General features: G+C 66.0%; 14 protein-coding genes and 1 tRNA gene. 13 read left to right on the top strand and 2 right to left on the bottom strand.

Going from position 1 to position 17,124, the window contains the following annotated elements:
- Positions 1-4: 4 nt before the first annotated feature.
- From BM341_RS06400 to BM341_RS06390, 3 genes are read left to right on the top strand one after another with little or no spacing between them, the layout of a single operon-like run.
- Positions 5-709, top strand: a complete 705-nt coding sequence (locus BM341_RS06400) for an ABC transporter ATP-binding protein (protein ID WP_089794055.1) — start codon at positions 5-7, stop codon at positions 707-709.
- Between the two features lie 30 nt (positions 710-739).
- Entirely contained in the window at positions 740-1,744 is a 1,005-nt protein-coding gene (locus BM341_RS06395; RefSeq protein WP_089794053.1) for a branched-chain amino acid ABC transporter permease, read from the top strand.
- Positions 1,744-3,042: a branched-chain amino acid ABC transporter permease gene (locus BM341_RS06390; protein WP_089794052.1), complete on the top strand. Its 1,299-nt coding sequence runs from the start codon at positions 1,744-1,746 to the stop codon at positions 3,040-3,042. Before BM341_RS06395 ends, BM341_RS06390 begins: the two co-directional genes overlap by 1 nt.
- A gap of 86 nt (positions 3,043-3,128) precedes the next feature.
- On the opposite strand, the gene BM341_RS06385 is transcribed toward BM341_RS06390, so the two are convergent.
- Positions 3,129-4,334, bottom strand: coding sequence for an ABC transporter substrate-binding protein (locus BM341_RS06385; protein ID WP_089794050.1), 1,206 nt, complete (start codon positions 4,332-4,334; stop codon positions 3,129-3,131).
- Between the two features lie 140 nt (positions 4,335-4,474).
- On the opposite strand from BM341_RS06385, the gene BM341_RS06380 reads away from it, so the two are divergent.
- Both BM341_RS06380 and BM341_RS06375 read left to right on the top strand, forming a co-directional pair.
- A complete protein-coding gene (locus BM341_RS06380; RefSeq protein ID WP_089794048.1) occupies positions 4,475-5,251 on the top strand; it encodes a dienelactone hydrolase family protein in 777 nt (258 codons plus the stop codon).
- Positions 5,248-6,330, top strand: a complete 1,083-nt coding sequence (locus tag BM341_RS06375; protein WP_089794046.1) for a C45 family autoproteolytic acyltransferase/hydrolase — start codon at positions 5,248-5,250, stop codon at positions 6,328-6,330. Before BM341_RS06380 ends, BM341_RS06375 begins: the two co-directional genes overlap by 4 nt.
- A gap of 13 nt (positions 6,331-6,343) precedes the next feature.
- Here the strand turns inward: BM341_RS06375 and BM341_RS06370 are convergent, their stop codons facing one another.
- Complete coding sequence (locus tag BM341_RS06370; protein WP_245784189.1) at positions 6,344-6,958, bottom strand: DUF4202 domain-containing protein; 615 nt, start codon at positions 6,956-6,958, stop codon at positions 6,344-6,346.
- A gap of 174 nt (positions 6,959-7,132) precedes the next feature.
- On the opposite strand from BM341_RS06370, the gene BM341_RS06365 reads away from it, so the two are divergent.
- The 8 genes from BM341_RS06365 to BM341_RS19215 all read left to right on the top strand — a co-directional run bounded on the left by BM341_RS06365 (position 7,133) and on the right by BM341_RS19215 (position 17,003).
- Positions 7,133-7,576 carry a hypothetical protein gene (locus tag BM341_RS06365; protein WP_089794044.1) on the top strand — a complete coding sequence of 148 codons (444 nt, stop codon included), beginning with the start codon at positions 7,133-7,135 and terminating at the stop codon, positions 7,574-7,576.
- Between the two features lie 90 nt (positions 7,577-7,666).
- On the top strand, positions 7,667-10,735 hold the full coding sequence (gene fdnG / locus BM341_RS06355) for a formate dehydrogenase-N subunit alpha (RefSeq protein WP_139232982.1): 3,069 nt from the start codon (positions 7,667-7,669) through the stop codon (positions 10,733-10,735).
- Positions 10,736-10,750: 15 nt separating this feature from the next.
- Positions 10,751-11,734 carry a formate dehydrogenase subunit beta gene (gene fdxH / locus BM341_RS06350; RefSeq protein ID WP_089794039.1) on the top strand — a complete coding sequence of 328 codons (984 nt, stop codon included), beginning with the start codon at positions 10,751-10,753 and terminating at the stop codon, positions 11,732-11,734.
- Positions 11,731-12,426, top strand: coding sequence for a formate dehydrogenase subunit gamma (locus BM341_RS06345; RefSeq protein WP_089794037.1), 696 nt, complete (start codon positions 11,731-11,733; stop codon positions 12,424-12,426). The genes fdxH and BM341_RS06345 overlap by 4 nt, the downstream gene beginning before the upstream one ends.
- Complete coding sequence (gene fdhE / locus BM341_RS06340) at positions 12,423-13,349, top strand: formate dehydrogenase accessory protein FdhE (RefSeq protein ID WP_245784188.1); 927 nt, start codon at positions 12,423-12,425, stop codon at positions 13,347-13,349. The genes BM341_RS06345 and fdhE overlap by 4 nt, the downstream gene beginning before the upstream one ends.
- A 40-nt stretch (positions 13,350-13,389) precedes the next feature.
- Positions 13,390-14,877, top strand: a complete 1,488-nt coding sequence (gene selA / locus BM341_RS06335) for an L-seryl-tRNA(Sec) selenium transferase (protein WP_089794034.1) — start codon at positions 13,390-13,392, stop codon at positions 14,875-14,877.
- Entirely contained in the window at positions 14,874-16,814 is a 1,941-nt protein-coding gene (gene selB, locus BM341_RS06330) for a selenocysteine-specific translation elongation factor (RefSeq protein WP_089794032.1), read from the top strand. The genes selA and selB overlap by 4 nt, the downstream gene beginning before the upstream one ends.
- A 93-nt stretch (positions 16,815-16,907) precedes the next feature.
- Positions 16,908-17,003, top strand: a tRNA-Sec gene (locus BM341_RS19215).
- The last annotated feature ends 121 nt before the right edge of the window (positions 17,004-17,124 follow it).

Genomic DNA, 17,124 nt, shown 5'->3' with positions numbered 1-17,124 from the left:
CGACATGCCATTACTCGACGCACGCGACGTGCATGGCGGCTACGGCGGCATGAACATTCTCAACGGGGTGAACATGGCCATCGAAGCCGACGATATCGGGGTCATCGTCGGGCCCAACGGGGCCGGCAAGTCGACCATGCTCAAGGCCGTGTTCGGCCTGCTGACCGTCAATCAGGGCGTGATCCTGCTGCGCGGCGAGCCGATTCATAACCTGCCGCCCAACCAGCTGGTGGCAAGGGGCATGGGCTTCGTCCCCCAGGAGAACAACGTCTTCCCGAGCCTCACGGTGAAGGAAAACCTGGAGATGGGCGCCTACCTCAAGCCCGGCAACGTCAAGCGCATGCTCGACAATATCTATGGCTTCTTTCCGCCACTCCTTGATAAGCGCCATCAGCCGGCGGGCGAGCTGTCCGGTGGCCAGCGCCAGATGGTCGCCATGGGCCGGGCGCTGATGGCCGAGCCCGACGTCTTGCTGCTCGACGAACCCACCGCCGGGCTGTCGCCGCTGTACAGGAACGAGATTTTCGAGCGGGTGAGGGAGATCAACGCCGCGGGCGTTGGCATCCTCATGGTCGAGCAGAATGCCAAGCAGGCGCTCGCTATCGCCGACAAGGGCTTCGTGCTGGCCGCCGGACAGAACCGTTTCACCGATACCGGCGCCGCCCTGCTGGCCGACCCGGAAGTCGCCAAGAGCTTCCTCGGTGGCTAGTCCCCGGCGCCAGTACTGGAGAACCCTCTCGTGAATGAACTCGTTTTCTTCATCAACAATGTGCTGGTCGCCGGCAGCGTATCCGGCTCGATCTACGCCATCGGCGCGGTCGGGGTGACCCTGGTGTTCAGCATCATGCGCTTCGCCCATTTCGCCCATGCCGACATGATGACCTTCGGCGCCTTCATGGTGCTGTTGCTGACCAGCGTGTTTCCCGGCGCCGGCGCGGCATTCGGCGTGCCGACGGCTCTGGTCATGCTGCCCCTGGCCATGGCCCTGACGGCGCTGCTCGCCGTGGGTATCGACCGCGCCTTCTACAAGCCGCTGCGCGCCCACGGGGTCAAGCCCATCGTGCTGGTGATCGGCTCTCTCGGTGTGACCCTGATGCTGCAGGGCCTCATCCGTCTGTTCGCCGGCACCGGCGGCCAGAGCCTCTACGTGGATGACCGCAAGGAGATCTTTCGACTCCCCCTGCCCATCGAGGGCGTACGGGTCCCGGTGGTGGTCACCGAGCCGCAGTTCTACCTGTTTGTGCTGACCATCGTCGCCGTCGTGGCGTTGCATCTCTTCCTCAGCCGTTCGCGGCTGGGCAAGGCGATGCGCGCCATGTCCGACAATCCCGACCTGGCCCAGGCCTCGGGCATCAACACCAACACCATCGTCGCCGTGACCTGGGTGATCGCCGGGGGGCTCGCCGCCATCGCCGGCACGCTGCTGTCGCTCGATGTCACCTTCAAGCCCGACCTGAGCTTCTTCCTGCTGTTGCCGATCTTCGCCGCGGCCATCGTCGGCGGCGTCGGAAAGCCCTACGGCGCCATCGCCGGCGGCTTTGTGGTCGGCTTCGCCGAAACCCTGGCGGTATTCAACTGGAGCGTGATGCTGCGCCCCTTCCGCGACAGCCTGCCGGAATGGCTGCTGCAATCCGGCAACCTGGCCTTCGTCGGCACCGAGTACAAGATCGTGGTGCCCTTCTTTATCCTGGTCGCCATCCTGATCTGGCGTCCCACCGGCATCTTCAAGGGCAAGGTGATCTGATGGAAACGAAACGCGCCGATACGGTCGCCGAGCCGTCACGCTTCCCCATGCGCGAAGTGGTGCTGTTCGCCGCGGTGCTGGTGGCCGTACTGGGCGTCTATGCCGTGATGGGCAGCGCCTACAGCACCCGCATGCTGGTGGAGGCGGCCTGCTATGCCATCCTGGCGCTGGGCCTGACCATCCAGTGGGGCTATGCGGGCCAGTTCAATGCCGGGGTCATGGGCTTCGTGGCACTCGGTGGCTTCTGTGCCATGTTCTTCAGCATTCCGGTCAACCCCGCCTTCTGGGAGACCGAACTGCCCGGCGAACTGGGCCGGGCGCTGCTCTACATGCTCGGCGCGGCACTGCTGGTGTTCGGCGCGACGCGGCTCGACCGGCTGGGGGTGCCGAAGCTGCTGCGCACCGTTATCGCCGTACTGCTGGCGGTGGTGCTCTACCTGGCGGTGATCAATGTGTTCCGCGACGTCACCGGGCAGATCGAGTCGCGCGCGGGCTTCATCGGCGGCCTGGGCCTGCCGGTCGGGGTCGGCTGGGTGGTCGGCGGAGCGCTTGCCGGCGGCGTCGGCTACTTCATCGGTCGGGTCTGCCTGGGGCTGCGCAGTGACTATCTGGCCATCGCTACCCTGGGCATCGCCGAGATCATCAAGGCCTTCCTCAAGAACTCCGACTGGCTGACCCGCGGCACCGCCACCGTATCACCGCTGCCCTGGCCGGTCCCGGGGCCGAGCGAGCTGGGTTTTACCCTGGCACGGGCACTGTACCTCTCCATCACGGCAGTGATGATCGCGGTGATCTTCTTCCTGCTGTCCCGCGCCTACCATGCTCCCTGGGGCCGCATGATCCGGACGATCCGCGACAACGAGGTGTCCGCTGCCGCCATGGGCAAGGACATCAACAAGCGTCGGCTGGAGATCTTCGTGCTGGGCTGCATCCTGATGGGTATCGGCGGTGCGGCGCTGGCGAGCTTCAACAGCATCTTCGATCCTCAGGGCTATCTCCCGCTCAACCACACCTTCCTGGTGTTGGTCATGGTGATCCTGGGCGGGCCCGGCAACAACCTGGGCACCATCTTCGGCGCCGTGGCGGTCTACATCATCTGGATCATGTCGGCACCCATGGCGCTGTTCCTGATGGATATGGCGCTGACCCTGGGCGCGGGCCTTGGCTGGGAGACCCCGACCAATCTGGACAGCCGCGCCCTGCAGGCGCGAGTGTTCGTGATCGGCCTGTTGATCACGCTGGTGCTGCGCTTCGCGCCAAAGGGGCTGCTGCCCGAGAAGGTCAAGCACCACGGCTGAGCCCGGCTAAGCCTTAGACGAGAAGACCCCGACGGTTGTCCGCCAGAGTCTTTCACGTCTTGCTTGGGGCGTTACCGGCCCAGGCGTTACAGGTTCACTTCGCCCTTGCTGACGAAGCTGCCGTCCTCCACGACCATCTCGACCACGACGCCTGGCACGTCGCCGTTGTCGTCGAACTCGTGGGTGCCGGAGGCGCCCTCGTAGTTGATCTCGGTACCGGCGGCGATCAGTTCCTTCGCCTTCTCCCACTCGCCGGGCAGGACCACCTCGCCGGGTTCCATCGCCACGCTGCGCAGCGCCTCGGACAGGCCCTCGCGCTCGGCATTGCCGTTCTGCTCGATGGCCAGGGCCAGCAGGAAGGCAGCATCGTAGGCCTGGGCCGCGAACACCGCGCTGGGGTCGATACCCGCCGCCTCGGCCTGTTCGATGAACATGTCGGTGCCGGGAAGATCGGGACTGCCCGGACGGGTGGCGATCATGCCTTCCAGTACGTCCGCGCCGATCGCCTCGACCAGGCTGTCGCCGACCATGCCGTCGGCACCCACGTACTGGGTGAACATGCCGCTTTCGTAGGCCTGGCGCAGGACCGTCTGTCCGGAGGTATCGGCGTAGGCCAGCACCACCAGGTTCGGCACCCCCGAGGCAGACAGCGTGCCGAGCTCGGAGCGGTAATCGGCGCGGTTGTCCTCATGGGCGAGGTTCTCGGCCACCGTGCCACCACCGTTCTCGTAAGCGGCGGTGAAGGCATCCGACAGGCCGCGGCCGTAGTCGTTGTTGACGTAGGTGACGGCCACCTCCTCGATCCCCTTGTCGAGCAGCAGCTTGGCTAGCATCTCGCCCTGGAAAGCATCCGAGGGCACGGTGCGAAACACCAGGTCGTTGTCGTCCAGTTCGCTGACCGCCGGCGCCGTAGAGGCCGGCGATACCATGGTCACGCCGCCAGGAATCGCCGCGTTGTTGGCCGCGGCGATGGTGGCGCCGGTGCAAAGGGCACCGACGATGGCCGTCACTTCTTCAGAATTGACCATACGATCGGCGGCGTTCGAGGCGGCCGAGGCATCGCTGCAGGTCGTGTCACCGGTGGGCATCTCGATCTGCTGGCCATCCAGAAGTCCGCCCTGCTCATTGACCTGACTCACCGCCAGCTGCGCGCCGTCGAAGATTGCCGGGGTCAGGCTCTCGATTCCCCCGGTGAAGCCCCCCAGGAAACCAATTTTCACCTCGGCCTGAGCCATGCCGGACAGGGCCACAGTAGAGGTGGCCAACGCCATCGCCAATACGCGTTTTTTCATGGTTCTTGTCTCGCTTTAGTGACATGGAATGCACACCTACCTAATCTGGAAGTCTTGTCGGCAAAACACAAGCAATCAACGCCAACGCTTGGGGGCGGCGCCTATACTCTCCGTTGATGGACCGAATCTCAGGAGACACCATGATTCTTTCTACCCGCTCTTCCCTGGCGCTTGCGGCCACCCTGGGCGCCTTTGCCCTGAATGCCCATGCGGTCAGCCCCGCCGGTGACAACATCACCTACGATGTCGATGACGAGACCTTCGAGGGCTATTTTTCCAGCGCCGAGGGCGAGGCCCGCGGCACCGTGCTGATCATTCACGACTGGGTGGGCTTGACCGACTACGAACGTCGCCGCGCCGACATGATCGCCGAACGGGGCTTTGATGCCTTCGCCGTGGATCTTTATGGGCAGGGCAACCGCCCCGACACGGTCGAGGATCGCAAGGCCGAGACCGCGCGGCTCTATGAAGATCGCGAGCGCATGCGCGAATTGACTCTGGCCGGACTGGCCGAGGCCCGCGCCCAGGGAGCGGCCGAGCCGACCGTGGTGATGGGCTACTGCTTCGGCGGCGCCGTGGTGCTTGAGATCGCACGCTCCGAAGAGGCCGACGACGTGGTGGGATACGCCAGCTTCCATGGGGGCCTGGCCACGCCTGAAGGACAGGAATGGCCCGATGATGTCGGCCCCATCCTGATCGCTCACGGCGGCGCCGACGAGTCCATCCCCATGAGTCAGGTCGCGACCCTAAGCGAGGAGCTCGAGGCGGCAAACGCCACCTACGAGATCGAGGTCTATTCCGGCGCGCCCCACGCCTTTACCGTCTTCGGCAACGACAGCTATCAGGAACGTGCCGACAAGAAGTCGTGGTCTGCCTTCCTCGACCTGCTCGACGAGGCCCTGGGCGAGGCCCTATGAGCTCAACCACCTTGCACGTGACCGAGCTTTCCGGCTCCCGACGCGAGATGGGCGAGGCCCATGGCCTCGCCCATGGCGAACTCATCCAACGCAGCATCGAGGTCTACGACCGGCTGTTTTTCGACTTCGTGGGCCTGAGCTGGCAACAGGCGCGGCGTGAGGTCGGGCGCTTCGAGCGCATGATCGAGCGCGGCTTTCCCGAGATTCTCGACGAGATGGAAGGCATCGCCCGCGGTGCCGGGGTCGAGCTGGCGGATATCCTCACGCTCAACTGTCGCAGCGAGATCTCATTGACCCGGGCGAGCGGCGGTTGCTCGGCCTTCGCCCTGGCCCGCGGCGGCACCCAGTGGCTGGCCCAGAACTGGGACTGGCGAGCCGACCAGCTGCACAACGTGGTGGCCCTCGACATCCGTGGCGAGCAGGCTGCGCCGCTGGTCAGCATCGGCGAGGCCGGCATGGTCGCCAAGATCGGCATGAACGCCGCCGGCATCGGCGTCTGCCTCAATGCCATTCGCTCACGCATCTGCGGCGAAGGCCTGCCGATCCATGTCGCCCTGCGCAAGATTCTGGAGTGCCCCGACATGGCAAGTGCGGTGGCCGTGGCCACCCGCGACCGCGTCTGTGCCCCGGCGCATTTTCTGATTGCCAGCGCTGCCGTTGACGGCGAACGGGGCCAGGCCGTGGGACTCGAGGTCCATCCCGGCGAGCCCGGCCGCCTGGCGCCCGAGCGCGGGGTGGTCACGCACACCAACCACCTCTATGCCCGCGGTGAGGCCTGCCAGGTCGAGGACTTTCCGCGGCCCGACTCACGACCGCGGCTGGCCCAGCTCGACCAGTTGCTGCGCGAGCGGCTGCCGGCCGACGCCGTGGTGGACGAGGCACGCCTGTTCGAGATCCTCAGCGATCATCAGGGCGCTCCGCTGTCGATCTGCCGCCACCACAATCCCGACCAGCCGCCGGAGGAACGCATGGAGACGCTGTTCTCGGTGGTCATGAACCTCGATGCGCGCCGCCTGACACTGCGCCATGGCAAGCCCTGCGGGAACGAGGATACGCTAAGCCTGAGCCTGACTGACTGAACCGGAAGGCTAGCTAGCCCGCCAGCGCCTCTTCGACCAGCGCGCGCGCCTCGTCACTCATCGGCAGCCCCAGCGCCAGCTCATGGGCGCGTGGCGACATTTTTTTCCAAGTCATCTGTACGATACGCACCAGATGATCGTGCTCAATCTGCTTTGCGAAGTCGGCAAAGTAGTTCTCCAGGAACACCAGGCAGGCACAGTCCTCCACCGCCTGGGTACCCTCGTTACGGCCAAGCCCCTGCTTGCGGATCATGCTCGACACCCGCTCGGCCTCCTCGGACGTATAGCCGGCCTCCTGCATGAGCCTGGCGGTCGTCTCGCCGGCGCGCTTTCCCTGATCGCGTCGCCAGGTGAGATAGCCCACTCGCCCTTCCGGGTACTCATGGCGCGACACCTGCCAACGCTGGAGGTGCTGGCCACGCACCGCCAGCTGGGTGAGCTCGTCCGGCGAGGCGTGCAACCGCTCGAGCCAGGCGCTCATTCGCCGGGCGTGCCAAAGCTCCTGGGGAACGCTCTCGCCGTCCACCTCGACCTGTCGCGGGTCTTCGGCGTGGAGGGCGTCCAGGGCGGCAAGGGTCTTATCGAAAGGCGTCGCCGAGGCCGAGTCCGAAACCATGTCCGAGACCATATCAGAGCTCCTTGAGTGTCGTGAGTCACGAACCTCAGCCTATCAGAGCCCCACCTGACGCGGCAGACCCACCGGGACATCGGCTGAGCGACGAACGCGGCAGCGGCGTGGAGTTTGTGCTAAACCTCAAGGGAGTCACCGGCCATGAGTCAAGGAACGACGAGGAGACAGGCCATGTACCCCCCCCTCAGGCCAGCGCTTTGTGCGCTCTTGTTGTCCACACTACTGCTGGCAAGCGCCAACGCCGCCGAAACGGCAGCGCCGGCGCCGGAGATGACGCCCCGCCCCCCCGGCGAAACACCCGAGCCACCGGATATCGATACCGGCCAGCCCGGTCGCACGAGCCTTATTACCGGGTCGGACATGGAAGTGGAAGAGGAAACAACGAGCGGCGGCCAGTCGCGTGGCGACGCGATACTGCAGACCGATGGCTCCCAGCCGGACGCTGGGGCCGCCTACGAAACCACCTCGCCCGAGCGCGAGTCGCCTCCCTTGCCGGACGACCCGCTGGGCGCCGAGACAACCGGCAGGCCCGAAAACGGCATGTCACAGGGCAGCACTAGTCAGGAAGCAGAAGAAGACGCACCCGACCAGGCAGCGGACGATAACGAGCAATAACCACCCAGGAAGCCATAACGGCCAATACCAATAAAGGCGAGAGACTCGCTACGCTTATTTTCAGGACACGCGATCGCGGCAGGAGGCCACATGACGTTAAAGATAACGCGGCGACAATTCTTCAAGCTCGGGGCGGCAGGCATGGCTACCTCGAGTATGGCCATGATGGGCTTTGCCCCCGAGCCAGCAGTCGCCTCGATCCGCCATTTCAAGCTCTCGGGCGCCAAGATCACCCGCAGCAATTGCACCTACTGCTCGGTGGGCTGTGGCGTGCTGCTCTACAGCCGGGGCGACGAGGCAATCAATACCATCGACAACATCTACCACGTCGAGGGCGACCCGGACCATCCGGTCAGCCGCGGCTCACTGTGTCCCAAGGGCTCGGGCCTGCTCGATTACGTCAACAGCGACTCACGCCTCAGCCATCCCCAGGTGCGCGAGCCGGGCACCGACGAATGGAAGCAGATCAGCTGGGACGAGGCCCTGGATCGCATCGCCCGGCACATGAAGGATGACCGCGACGCCAATTTCGTCACTCAGAACGACGCCGGCAGCACCGTCAATCACTGGCTGACCACCGGCTTTCTGGCGGCCTCGGCGTCCACCAACGAGACGGCCTATCTGACCCAGAAGATCGTGCGCAGTCTCGGCATGCTGGTATTCGACAACCAGGCACGCGTCTGACACGGACCGACGGTGGCAGGTCTTGCCCCAACATTCGGTCGCGGTGCCATGACCAATCACTGGGTCGACATCCGCAATGCTGATTTGATACTCGCCATGGGCGGCAACCCCGCTGAGGCGCATCCGGTGGGTTTTCGCTGGGTGATGGAGGCCAAGGAGAAGAACGACGCGCGCCTGGTGGTCGTCGACCCCCGCTTCACGCGCACGGCGGCGGTGGCGGATTACTTCGCGGAGATCCGCACCGGCACCGACATCGCGTTTCTGGGTGGCCTGATCAACTACCTGATCGAGACCGACCAGATCCACCACGATTACGTGCGTGCCTACACCGACGCCAGCCTGATCGTGCGCGAGGAATTCGGCTTCGAGGATGGCCTGTTCACCGGCTATGACGCCGAGAGCAACGAATACGCCACCGAAAGCTGGAATTACGAGTACGACGACGAGGGCTTCGCCCGGCGCGACGACACGCTCCAGCACCCGCGCTGCGTCTTCCAGCTGATGCGCGAGCATTACAGTCGCTATACGCTCGAGGTGGTGTCCAACGTCTGCGGCACGCCGCGCGCCAAGATCGAGCATGTCTGGGCCATGGTCGGCGAAACGGCTGCGTCCGACCGGACCATGACGATTCTGTACGCGCTGGGCTGGACACAGCACTCGATCGGCTCGCAGATCATTCGCACCGCAGCAATGGTGCAGCTGCTGCTGGGCAACATGGGCCTGCGCGGCGGCGGGGTCAACGCGCTGCGGGGCCATTCCAACATCCAGGGACTGACCGACCTGGGGCTGCTCTCCAACCTGCTGCCGGGCTACATGCGGCTGCCCAAGGACGATGAGCAGGACTACACCAACTACATTCAGGAACGAGCCCGGCCCCCGCTGGTTCCCGATCAGGTCTCCTACTGGCGCTACTACGAGCGTTTTCACGTCAGCCTGATGAAGGCCTGGTTCGGCGATGCGGCCACCGCCGAGAACGACTGGTGCTTCGAATGGCTACCCAAGCTCAGCGAGACCCTCTACGACGTGCTGCATACCTTCGAGCGGATGCACCATGGCGAGGTCAACGGCTACTTCTGCCAGGGCTTCAATCCGCTGGCGGCGTTCCCGCACAAGGCCAAGATCACCGCCTCGCTCTCTCGGCTCAAATATCTGGTCGTCATCGACCCGCTGCGCACCGAAACCGCTGAGTTCTGGAAGAACCATGGCGAGTACAACGACGTCGACCCCAGCACGATCGACACCGAGGTGTTCCGCCTGCCCACCACCTGCTTCGCCGAGGAGAACGGCACCATCGTCAACAGCTCACGCTGGTTGCAATGGTTCTGGGCGGCCGCGCCGCCGCCGGGAGAAGCGCGACCGGACACGGCGATCCTGGCCGGGCTGTTCCTGCGCCTGCAGCGCCTGTATCGCGAGGAAGGCGGCGCCTTCGCCGAGCCGCTGCTCAACCTGCACTGGCCCTACCGCTTCCCCGAAGAACCCAGCCCCGCGGAGCTCGCGCGCGAGTACAACGGCTGGGCGCTCGAAGACGTCGAGGACGAGGAGCGGCGCATCGTCGTCCGTGCCGGCGAACAGCTCGAGGATTTCGGCATGCTGCGCGCCGACGGCAGCACCGCCTGCGGCTGCTGGCTGTTTGCGGGGTGCTGGCCCGAAGAAGGCAACCTGATGACGCGCCGCGACAACTCCGACCCCTACGGCACCGGTCAGACGCTGGGCTGGGCCTGGGCGTGGCCCGCCAACCGACGCATCCTCTACAACCGGGCGAGCGCGCGCCCGGACGGCACCCCCTGGGCGACGCGCAAGGCGGTCGTCTGGTGGAACGGCCAGCGCTGGGTAGGCAACGACGTGCCCGATTTCCCGACCGATTCCGAACCCGCGGCGAATCAGCGCCCCTTCATCATGAACCAGACCGGTTCCGGCCAGTTCTTCGCCCGGGACAGGATGGTCGAAGGGCCGTTCCCCGAGCATTACGAACCCTTCGAGACGCCAATCGCCAACAACCCGCTGCATCCGGACAACCCGCTGGCCAAGCACAATCCCGGTGCGCGAGTCTTCGAGGAGGATCGTGCCAATTTCGGCACCTTCGAGGAATTCCCGCATGCCGCGACCAGTTACCGTCTGACCGAGCATTTCCACTACTGGACGATGCACAACCGCCTCAACGCCATTACCCAGCCGGAGAAGTTCGTCGAGATCGGCGAGAGCCTGGCGAGCGAACTCGGCATCGAACGGGGCGACCGGGTGCGGGTCAGCTCCAAGCGCGGGCATATCGACGCTGTGGCGGTGGTGACCAAGCGCATCCGGCCGCTTCAGGTTGCCGGCCAGACTGTTCACCAGATCGGCATCCCGCTGCACTGGGGGTTTCTGGGCGAGACCAAGAAATCCCATCTGACCAACACCCTGACGCCATCCGTGGGCGACGCCAACACCCAAACGCCGGAGTACAAGTCATTTCTGGTCCGGGTCGACAAGCTCTAGGGAAGGAGACAACAGATGAGAGGCGATCAGATCAATCTGCAGAACATCGTCGCCCGCTCGGCCTCGCCGGCGCCCTCGCCGCAGGTGCGCGACGGTGCCGTCGAGACGGTAACCAAGCTGATCGACGTATCGCGCTGCATCGGCTGCAAGGCCTGCCAGGTGGCCTGCTCGGAATGGAACGATCTGCGTGACGACGTGGGCGAGTGCGTCGGTGTCTACGACAACCCGGTGGACCTCACGCCGAACAGCTGGGAGGTGATGCGCTTCAACGAGTACGAGAACGAGCAGGGCAACCTGGAATGGCTGATCCGCAAGGACAACTGCATGCACTGCGCCGAGCCGGGCTGCCTCGAGGCCTGCCCGGCGCCGGGGGCCATCGTGCAATACGCCAACGGCATCGTCGACTTCAACTCCGAGCACTGCATCGGCTGCGGCTACTGCGTGGCGGGCTGCCCGTTCGACATCCCGCGCATCTCCAAGAAGGACTCCAAGGCCTACAAGTGCACGCTATGCTCCGACCGAGTCTTCCATGGCCTGGAGCCGGCCTGCGTCAAGTCCTGTCCGACCGGGTCGATCATGTTCGGCACGCGTGAAGACATGCACGAGCTCGCCGAGACGCGCACCGACTACCTCAAGAGCCGCGGCTACGAGAATGCCGGGGTCTACGACCCCGAAGGGGTCGGCGGCACCAACGTGATCTATGTGCTGCAACATGCCGACAAGCCGGAAATCTACAGCGGCCTGCCCAAGGATCCGCGTATCAGCCCCATGGTCGAGGCCTGGAAGGGTGTGACCAAGCCGCTGATGTCGGCGGCCATTGGCCTGGCGGCGCTGACCGGCTTTTTCCACTACGTCGCCGCCGGCCCCAAGGAGGTTCCCCCCGAGGAAGAGGAGGAAATGCGCGCCGAAGAGGCCAACGAAGGATTGAGCCGCCAAGACCTGAACGGACAGGACCGGAACGGACAAGGCCGGCCTAGTGACGAGGAGCATCGCCCATGACACCTCCCGGACGCCACAAGGGCATTCTTCGCTACAGCATGTGGACGCGCATCAACCACTGGCTCGTCGCGATCAGTTTCGTGCTGCTGGTTCTCAGTGGGCTGGCGCTCTTCCACCCCTACTTCTGGTCCTTGACCGGCCTGTTCGGTGGCCCGATTCCCACACGCATCATTCACCCCTTTATCGGCCTGTTCATGACGGTGTTGTTCATGATCATGGCGATCAGCTTCTTCAAGGAGAGTTTGATAAAGCGCCACGACATCCAATGGCTCAAGCAGATCAAGGACGTATTGCGCAATCGCGACGACCGCCTGCCGCCGGTGGGTAAGAACAACGCCGGCCAGAAGCTGGTGTACTGGATCATGGTGCTGTGCGTGCCCTTGCTGCTGATCTCGGGGATCATGATCTGGGAGCCCTACTTCGGCGACATCATGCCGGTAACGCTGCGGCGCCTGGGCGGAGTGATCCACGCCTACGCGGCGTTCCTGGCTATCCTTACCCTGATCATCCATATCTATTCGGGTATCTGGGTGAAGGGGTCGATCCACGCCATGGTCCGCGGCCGGGTCAGCCGAGCCTGGGCCCGGCACCACCATTCGCTCTGGTACGAATCGGAGATGCAGAAAAAACGCCGCCTGGACGCGATTACCCATCCTCAGCAACCCCCGGCGAGCGGGCAGGAGCCAAGGTGACACACGTATACGGCAGCGCCCCGCTGGGCGTCATGGACCCTCCCGCGGTTTTGCTTGCCGAGCCGGGACTCTTCGCGCAGCGGGCTCGGCGCCTGGAACAATTGGCGGAGCGCGTCGAATCGCTGGGTGATTTCCTGAGCTTCATGGCGCAGCTCGCCCAGGCGCAGCATGCGGTGCTGGAAGGCCATCGCCCCGACTGGCAGCCCGAGCCCGACGCCTTCACATTAGCGCTCGAGCACGGCATGCCGCCGCTCGGCGCCCAGGCGCTGAGCCAGGACGTCGACTATCACAGCGAGCTCAGCGCCCTGCTCGATGCGCTCGAACCGCACCTCGGCGAGGCTCAACGACCGTTGGTGGAGGGCCTGCGCGACATGTCGCGCCGTGACATCGCTTCGCTTGCCACCGAGATCCTCTCGCAAGGTGCGGGGCCCGACGCGCAGCGCGGGCTGATGCCGTTGATCGCCGCCGCGCTGCAGATCGCCTGGCTGCGCTTGACCCAGTGCCTGCCCGCCCCGCCGCCGCGCCCGGCAAGCGAGGCGCGAGCCATCTGCCCGTGTTGCGGTTCGGCCCCGGTGGCCAGCGTCATCCATCGCGACCCACAGCGCAGCGGCGTGCGCTACCTGCAGTGCGGCCTGTGCGGCACCCAGTGGTATCTGGAGCGCGCCAAGTGCAGCGTCTGCGATAGCACCGGCCAGCTGAACTATCTTAGCCTCGAGGACGGAAGCGGCCAGCCGCTGCTGCCGGTACAGGCCGAAGCCTGCGGCGACTGCCATACTTACCTCAAGATCGTGCCGAGCGAGCTTGATGCCGACGCCGAACCGCTCGCCGACGACCTGGCGAGCCTGGCGCTGGACCTGCTGCTCGCCGAGGAGGACCGTTACCGGCGCAGCGGCGTCAATCCGCTGTTGATCGTCGAGGCCTGACCGCGGCCATACCAGGAGCGTCAATGACTCAGGGAGGGTCATGAAGCCGACAACGGACGTTCGACGCCGCCTGCCCGCTGTCGATACCCTGCTGTCACATCCCGACGTGCAACAGGCGCGGGAGCGGCACGGCTGGCGCCTCACCCGCCAGGCCGTGCGCCAAACCCTCGACGACGAGCGGGCCCGGCTGGCGCGGTCAGCCGGCGCCGTGTCTTACACCCCTCACGCCCCGCTGGATCACGATGGCCTGGCGGCGCGATGCCTGGCGTGCCTCGAGGCGCTCGCCCGTCCCCAGTGCCGCGCGCTCTTCAACCTGACCGGCACGGTGATTCATACCAACATGGGGCGCTCACCGCTCGCCGAGGCGGCCATCGAAGCGATGGTCCGGGCGGCCCGTCACCCCATTGCGCTGGAATACGATCTTGAAAACGGCGAGCGCGGCGAGCGCGACCGGCTGGTCGAAACGCTGCTCTGCGAGCTGACCGGCGCCGAGGCCGCCACGGTGGTCAACAACAACGCCGGCGCCGTGGTGCTGGCCCTGGGTGCCCTCGGCGCTGGGCGCGAAGCGGTGATTTCCCGCGGCGAGCTGATCGAGATCGGCGGCGCGTTTCGCCTGCCGGACATCATGCAGGCGGCGGGCTGCCGGCTGCGCGAGGTCGGCGCCACCAACCGCACCCACGCGCGCGACGTGCAGGCCGCCATGAACGAGGCGACCGGGCTGATTCTCAAGGCGCATACCTCCAATTACGCCATCAGCGGCTTCACCCACAGCGTGGCCGAACACGAACTGGCCGCCATCGCCCACGCCCACGGCGTACCGTTGATGGTCGACCTGGGCAGCGGCGCGTTGATCGATTTTTCTCGGCTCGGCCTGCCCTACGAGAACCAGCCGCGCGACAGCATTGCCGCCGGGGCCGACGTGGTCACCTTCAGCGGCGACAAGCTGCTCGGCGGTCCCCAGGCCGGCATCATCGTCGGCAAGCGCGAGCTGATTGCCGCGATCAAGCGCCACCCCCTCAAGCGTGCGCTGCGCCTCGACAAACTGACCCTCGCCGCCCTGGAAGCGACGCTACGCCTCTATCGCGACAGCGACGCCCCCGAACGCGACATCCCCACACTAGCGATGCTGACGCGCTCCGAAGCCGCCATCGCCGCCACCGGCCGGCGTGTGCTGGCGCCTACCACGACCCTGCTGGCGGACATCGAGGTCACTCTCGAGCCCTGCATGAGCCAACTGGGCAGCGGCTCGCTGCCCGTCGACCGGCTGCCCAGCCGGGCGCTGGTCTGGCGACCCGTCACCCCGGATCGTCGACACCAGGCACGAACCCTCAAGCGGCTCGAACGCGCGTTCCGGCAACTGCCGCGTCCGGTCATCGGCCGCCTCAAGGATGGCGCCCTGTGGCTCGACCTGCGCTGCCTGAACGGTGCCGACGCGGAAGCCACCTTCATCGGCCAGCTCGACGCGCTGAAGGCGGCCTTTGATCGCCAGGCATCGGCCCCCGAAGCATCGGCAGGCGACCCGTCATGATCGTCGGCACCGCCGGCCATGTCGATCATGGCAAGACCGCGCTGATCCAGCAGCTGACCGGCATCGACACCGACCGGCTGAAGGAGGAAAAGGCGCGCGGCCTGACCATCGAGGCCGGCTTCGCCTATCCGGAAGCAGACACCGAGCTCGATCTTGGCTTCGTCGATGTGCCGGGGCACGAACGCTTCATCCACAACATGCTGGCCGGCAGCGCCGGCATCGACACGGTGCTCCTGGTAGTGGCGGCCGACGACGGGGTGATGCCACAAACCATCGAGCATGTGCAGATCCTGCAGCTGTTGGGACTGACCAACGGTATCGTCGCGCTGACCAAGATCGACCTGGTCGACGAGGCACGCAGCGCCGAGGTGCAACGCGAGATCGCCGCCCTGCTGGCCGATACGCCATTGGCCGGCGCCCCGATCTATCCCCTGTCGAGCCGCAGCGGCGAAGGGGTGGCCGCGCTGCGCGACGCGCTGTGGTCGATGGCGGCTGCGCCACGCCAGGCGCCTGTCCAGGGGCAGTTTCGTCTGGCCATCGACCGCGCCTTCAGCAAGCCGGGAGCCGGCCTGGTGGTGACCGGCACGGCGCTCAGCGGCCGGGTGCGACAAGGCGACCCGGTACGCCTGGTGGCCTCTGGTCGCACCGCACGAGTGCGCCGCCTGCGCCGGCAGCATCGCCCCAGCGACCAGGCCCGCCAGGGCGACAGGGTGGCGCTCAACCTCGCCGGTGCCGGCATCGAGCGCGACGACGTCCAGCGCGGCGACTGGGTGGTTGCCGACGCCTTGGAAACCCCGGCCCTCAAGCGCCTGGACATTCACCTGCAGCTGCTCGACGGCACTGCCGTCATGGCGCACTGGACGCCGGTGCATGTGCACCTGGGCGTCACGCGCGTCATGGGGCGGGTGGCGCTGCTCGAAGGGCCGCGCCTGGCGCCCGGCGGGCGCATGTTGAGCCAGTTGGTGCTCGACCGACCCGTGCATGCCTGCCTGGGCGACCGCTTCGTGATCCGCGACCAGGGTGGCCATGCCACCCTCGGTGGCGGCGTGGTGCTCGACGGTAACCCGCCGCGCCGCGGCCAGCGCGCGCCCACCCGGCTGGCCTGGCTGGCGGCACTGGCCGAGGCGGTGGCAGACGCCTCGAGAAAAGGCCCACCGATCGAGCTGCGCCGGCCCTTGCAGGTGGCGCTCGATGCCCGGCCGGACGGGCTCGACCTCGCCGCCATCGCTTGGCACACCAACACCCCGCTCGACGCCTTGGTCGCGATTGTCGAGTCGCTCGAGGGGCGCGTCGTGGTGGCGCAGCATGAGGTCCGGGCGTTTTCCCACCAGGCCATCGAGGCGCTGGAAACGCGCATGCTGGACATTGTCGCCGCCAATCATCAACGCGAGCCTGCCATGCCCGGCACCGAGCGCGCGCGCTTGAATCGTCAGGCCATGCCGGGCATTCCCGGTGCCGTCTTCCGGCCGCTGCTGAAAGCGTTGATCGACGCCGGCCGGCTCGAGCGCCAGGGGCCCTTCGTCGCGCTGCCCGGCCATCGGGCCGGACTGGACGCCGCCGACGAGACGCTCTGGCAACGCCTGGCACCGCTGCTTGCGGCAACTCCCTTCCAGCCGCCACGCGTGCGCGATATGGCACGCGACGAGGGGCTTGATGAGCAGCGCCTGCGCGCCGCCCTTACCGCCTGCGCGCGCCTGGGCCGGCTCTACCAGGTGCGCAAGGATCATTTCTACCTGGACACAGCGGTGCGCGACATGGCGGCAATCATTCAGCGCCTCGAAGCACAGCATGGCACGGTGCGCTGTGCCGATTTTCGCGACCGCATCGCCACCGGCCGCAAGCTGGCCATTCACATTCTCGAGTTCTTTGATAGTCTGGGGTACACGCGCCGGGTCCGAGACGAGCGCGTGATTCGCCAGGCCGACCTATGGCACTGAGCTTTGTCACCGCTATGTCGCCGAGCCATGTCACCGAGTCATGGTACTGGGACGCCCGGCAGACGCCTCTTGATTCACCCCAACCCTCCTCATGGAAGAGGATCGACCCCCGGTGGGGCGGCCAGACTTCAAATCTGGCAAGGGCTGCCAGCAGTCCTTGGTGGGTTCGACTCCCACGCTCTTCCGCCATTCATCGCTGCCTGGCTATCCCCATGCCTGTCTATCCCGATGCCGTGTGGCAAGCCCTTTTGCCCTCGACTAACCTCAAGGCATCGCGAGGCTCGCGACCCTACCCCTCGTGTGATGGGGT

Origin of the sequence: Halomonas korlensis, from assembly GCF_900116705.1 — a bacterium.
Lineage (GTDB): Bacteria > Pseudomonadota > Gammaproteobacteria > Pseudomonadales > Halomonadaceae > Halomonas > Halomonas korlensis.
This window is presented reverse-complemented; position numbering and strand designations above follow the sequence as displayed.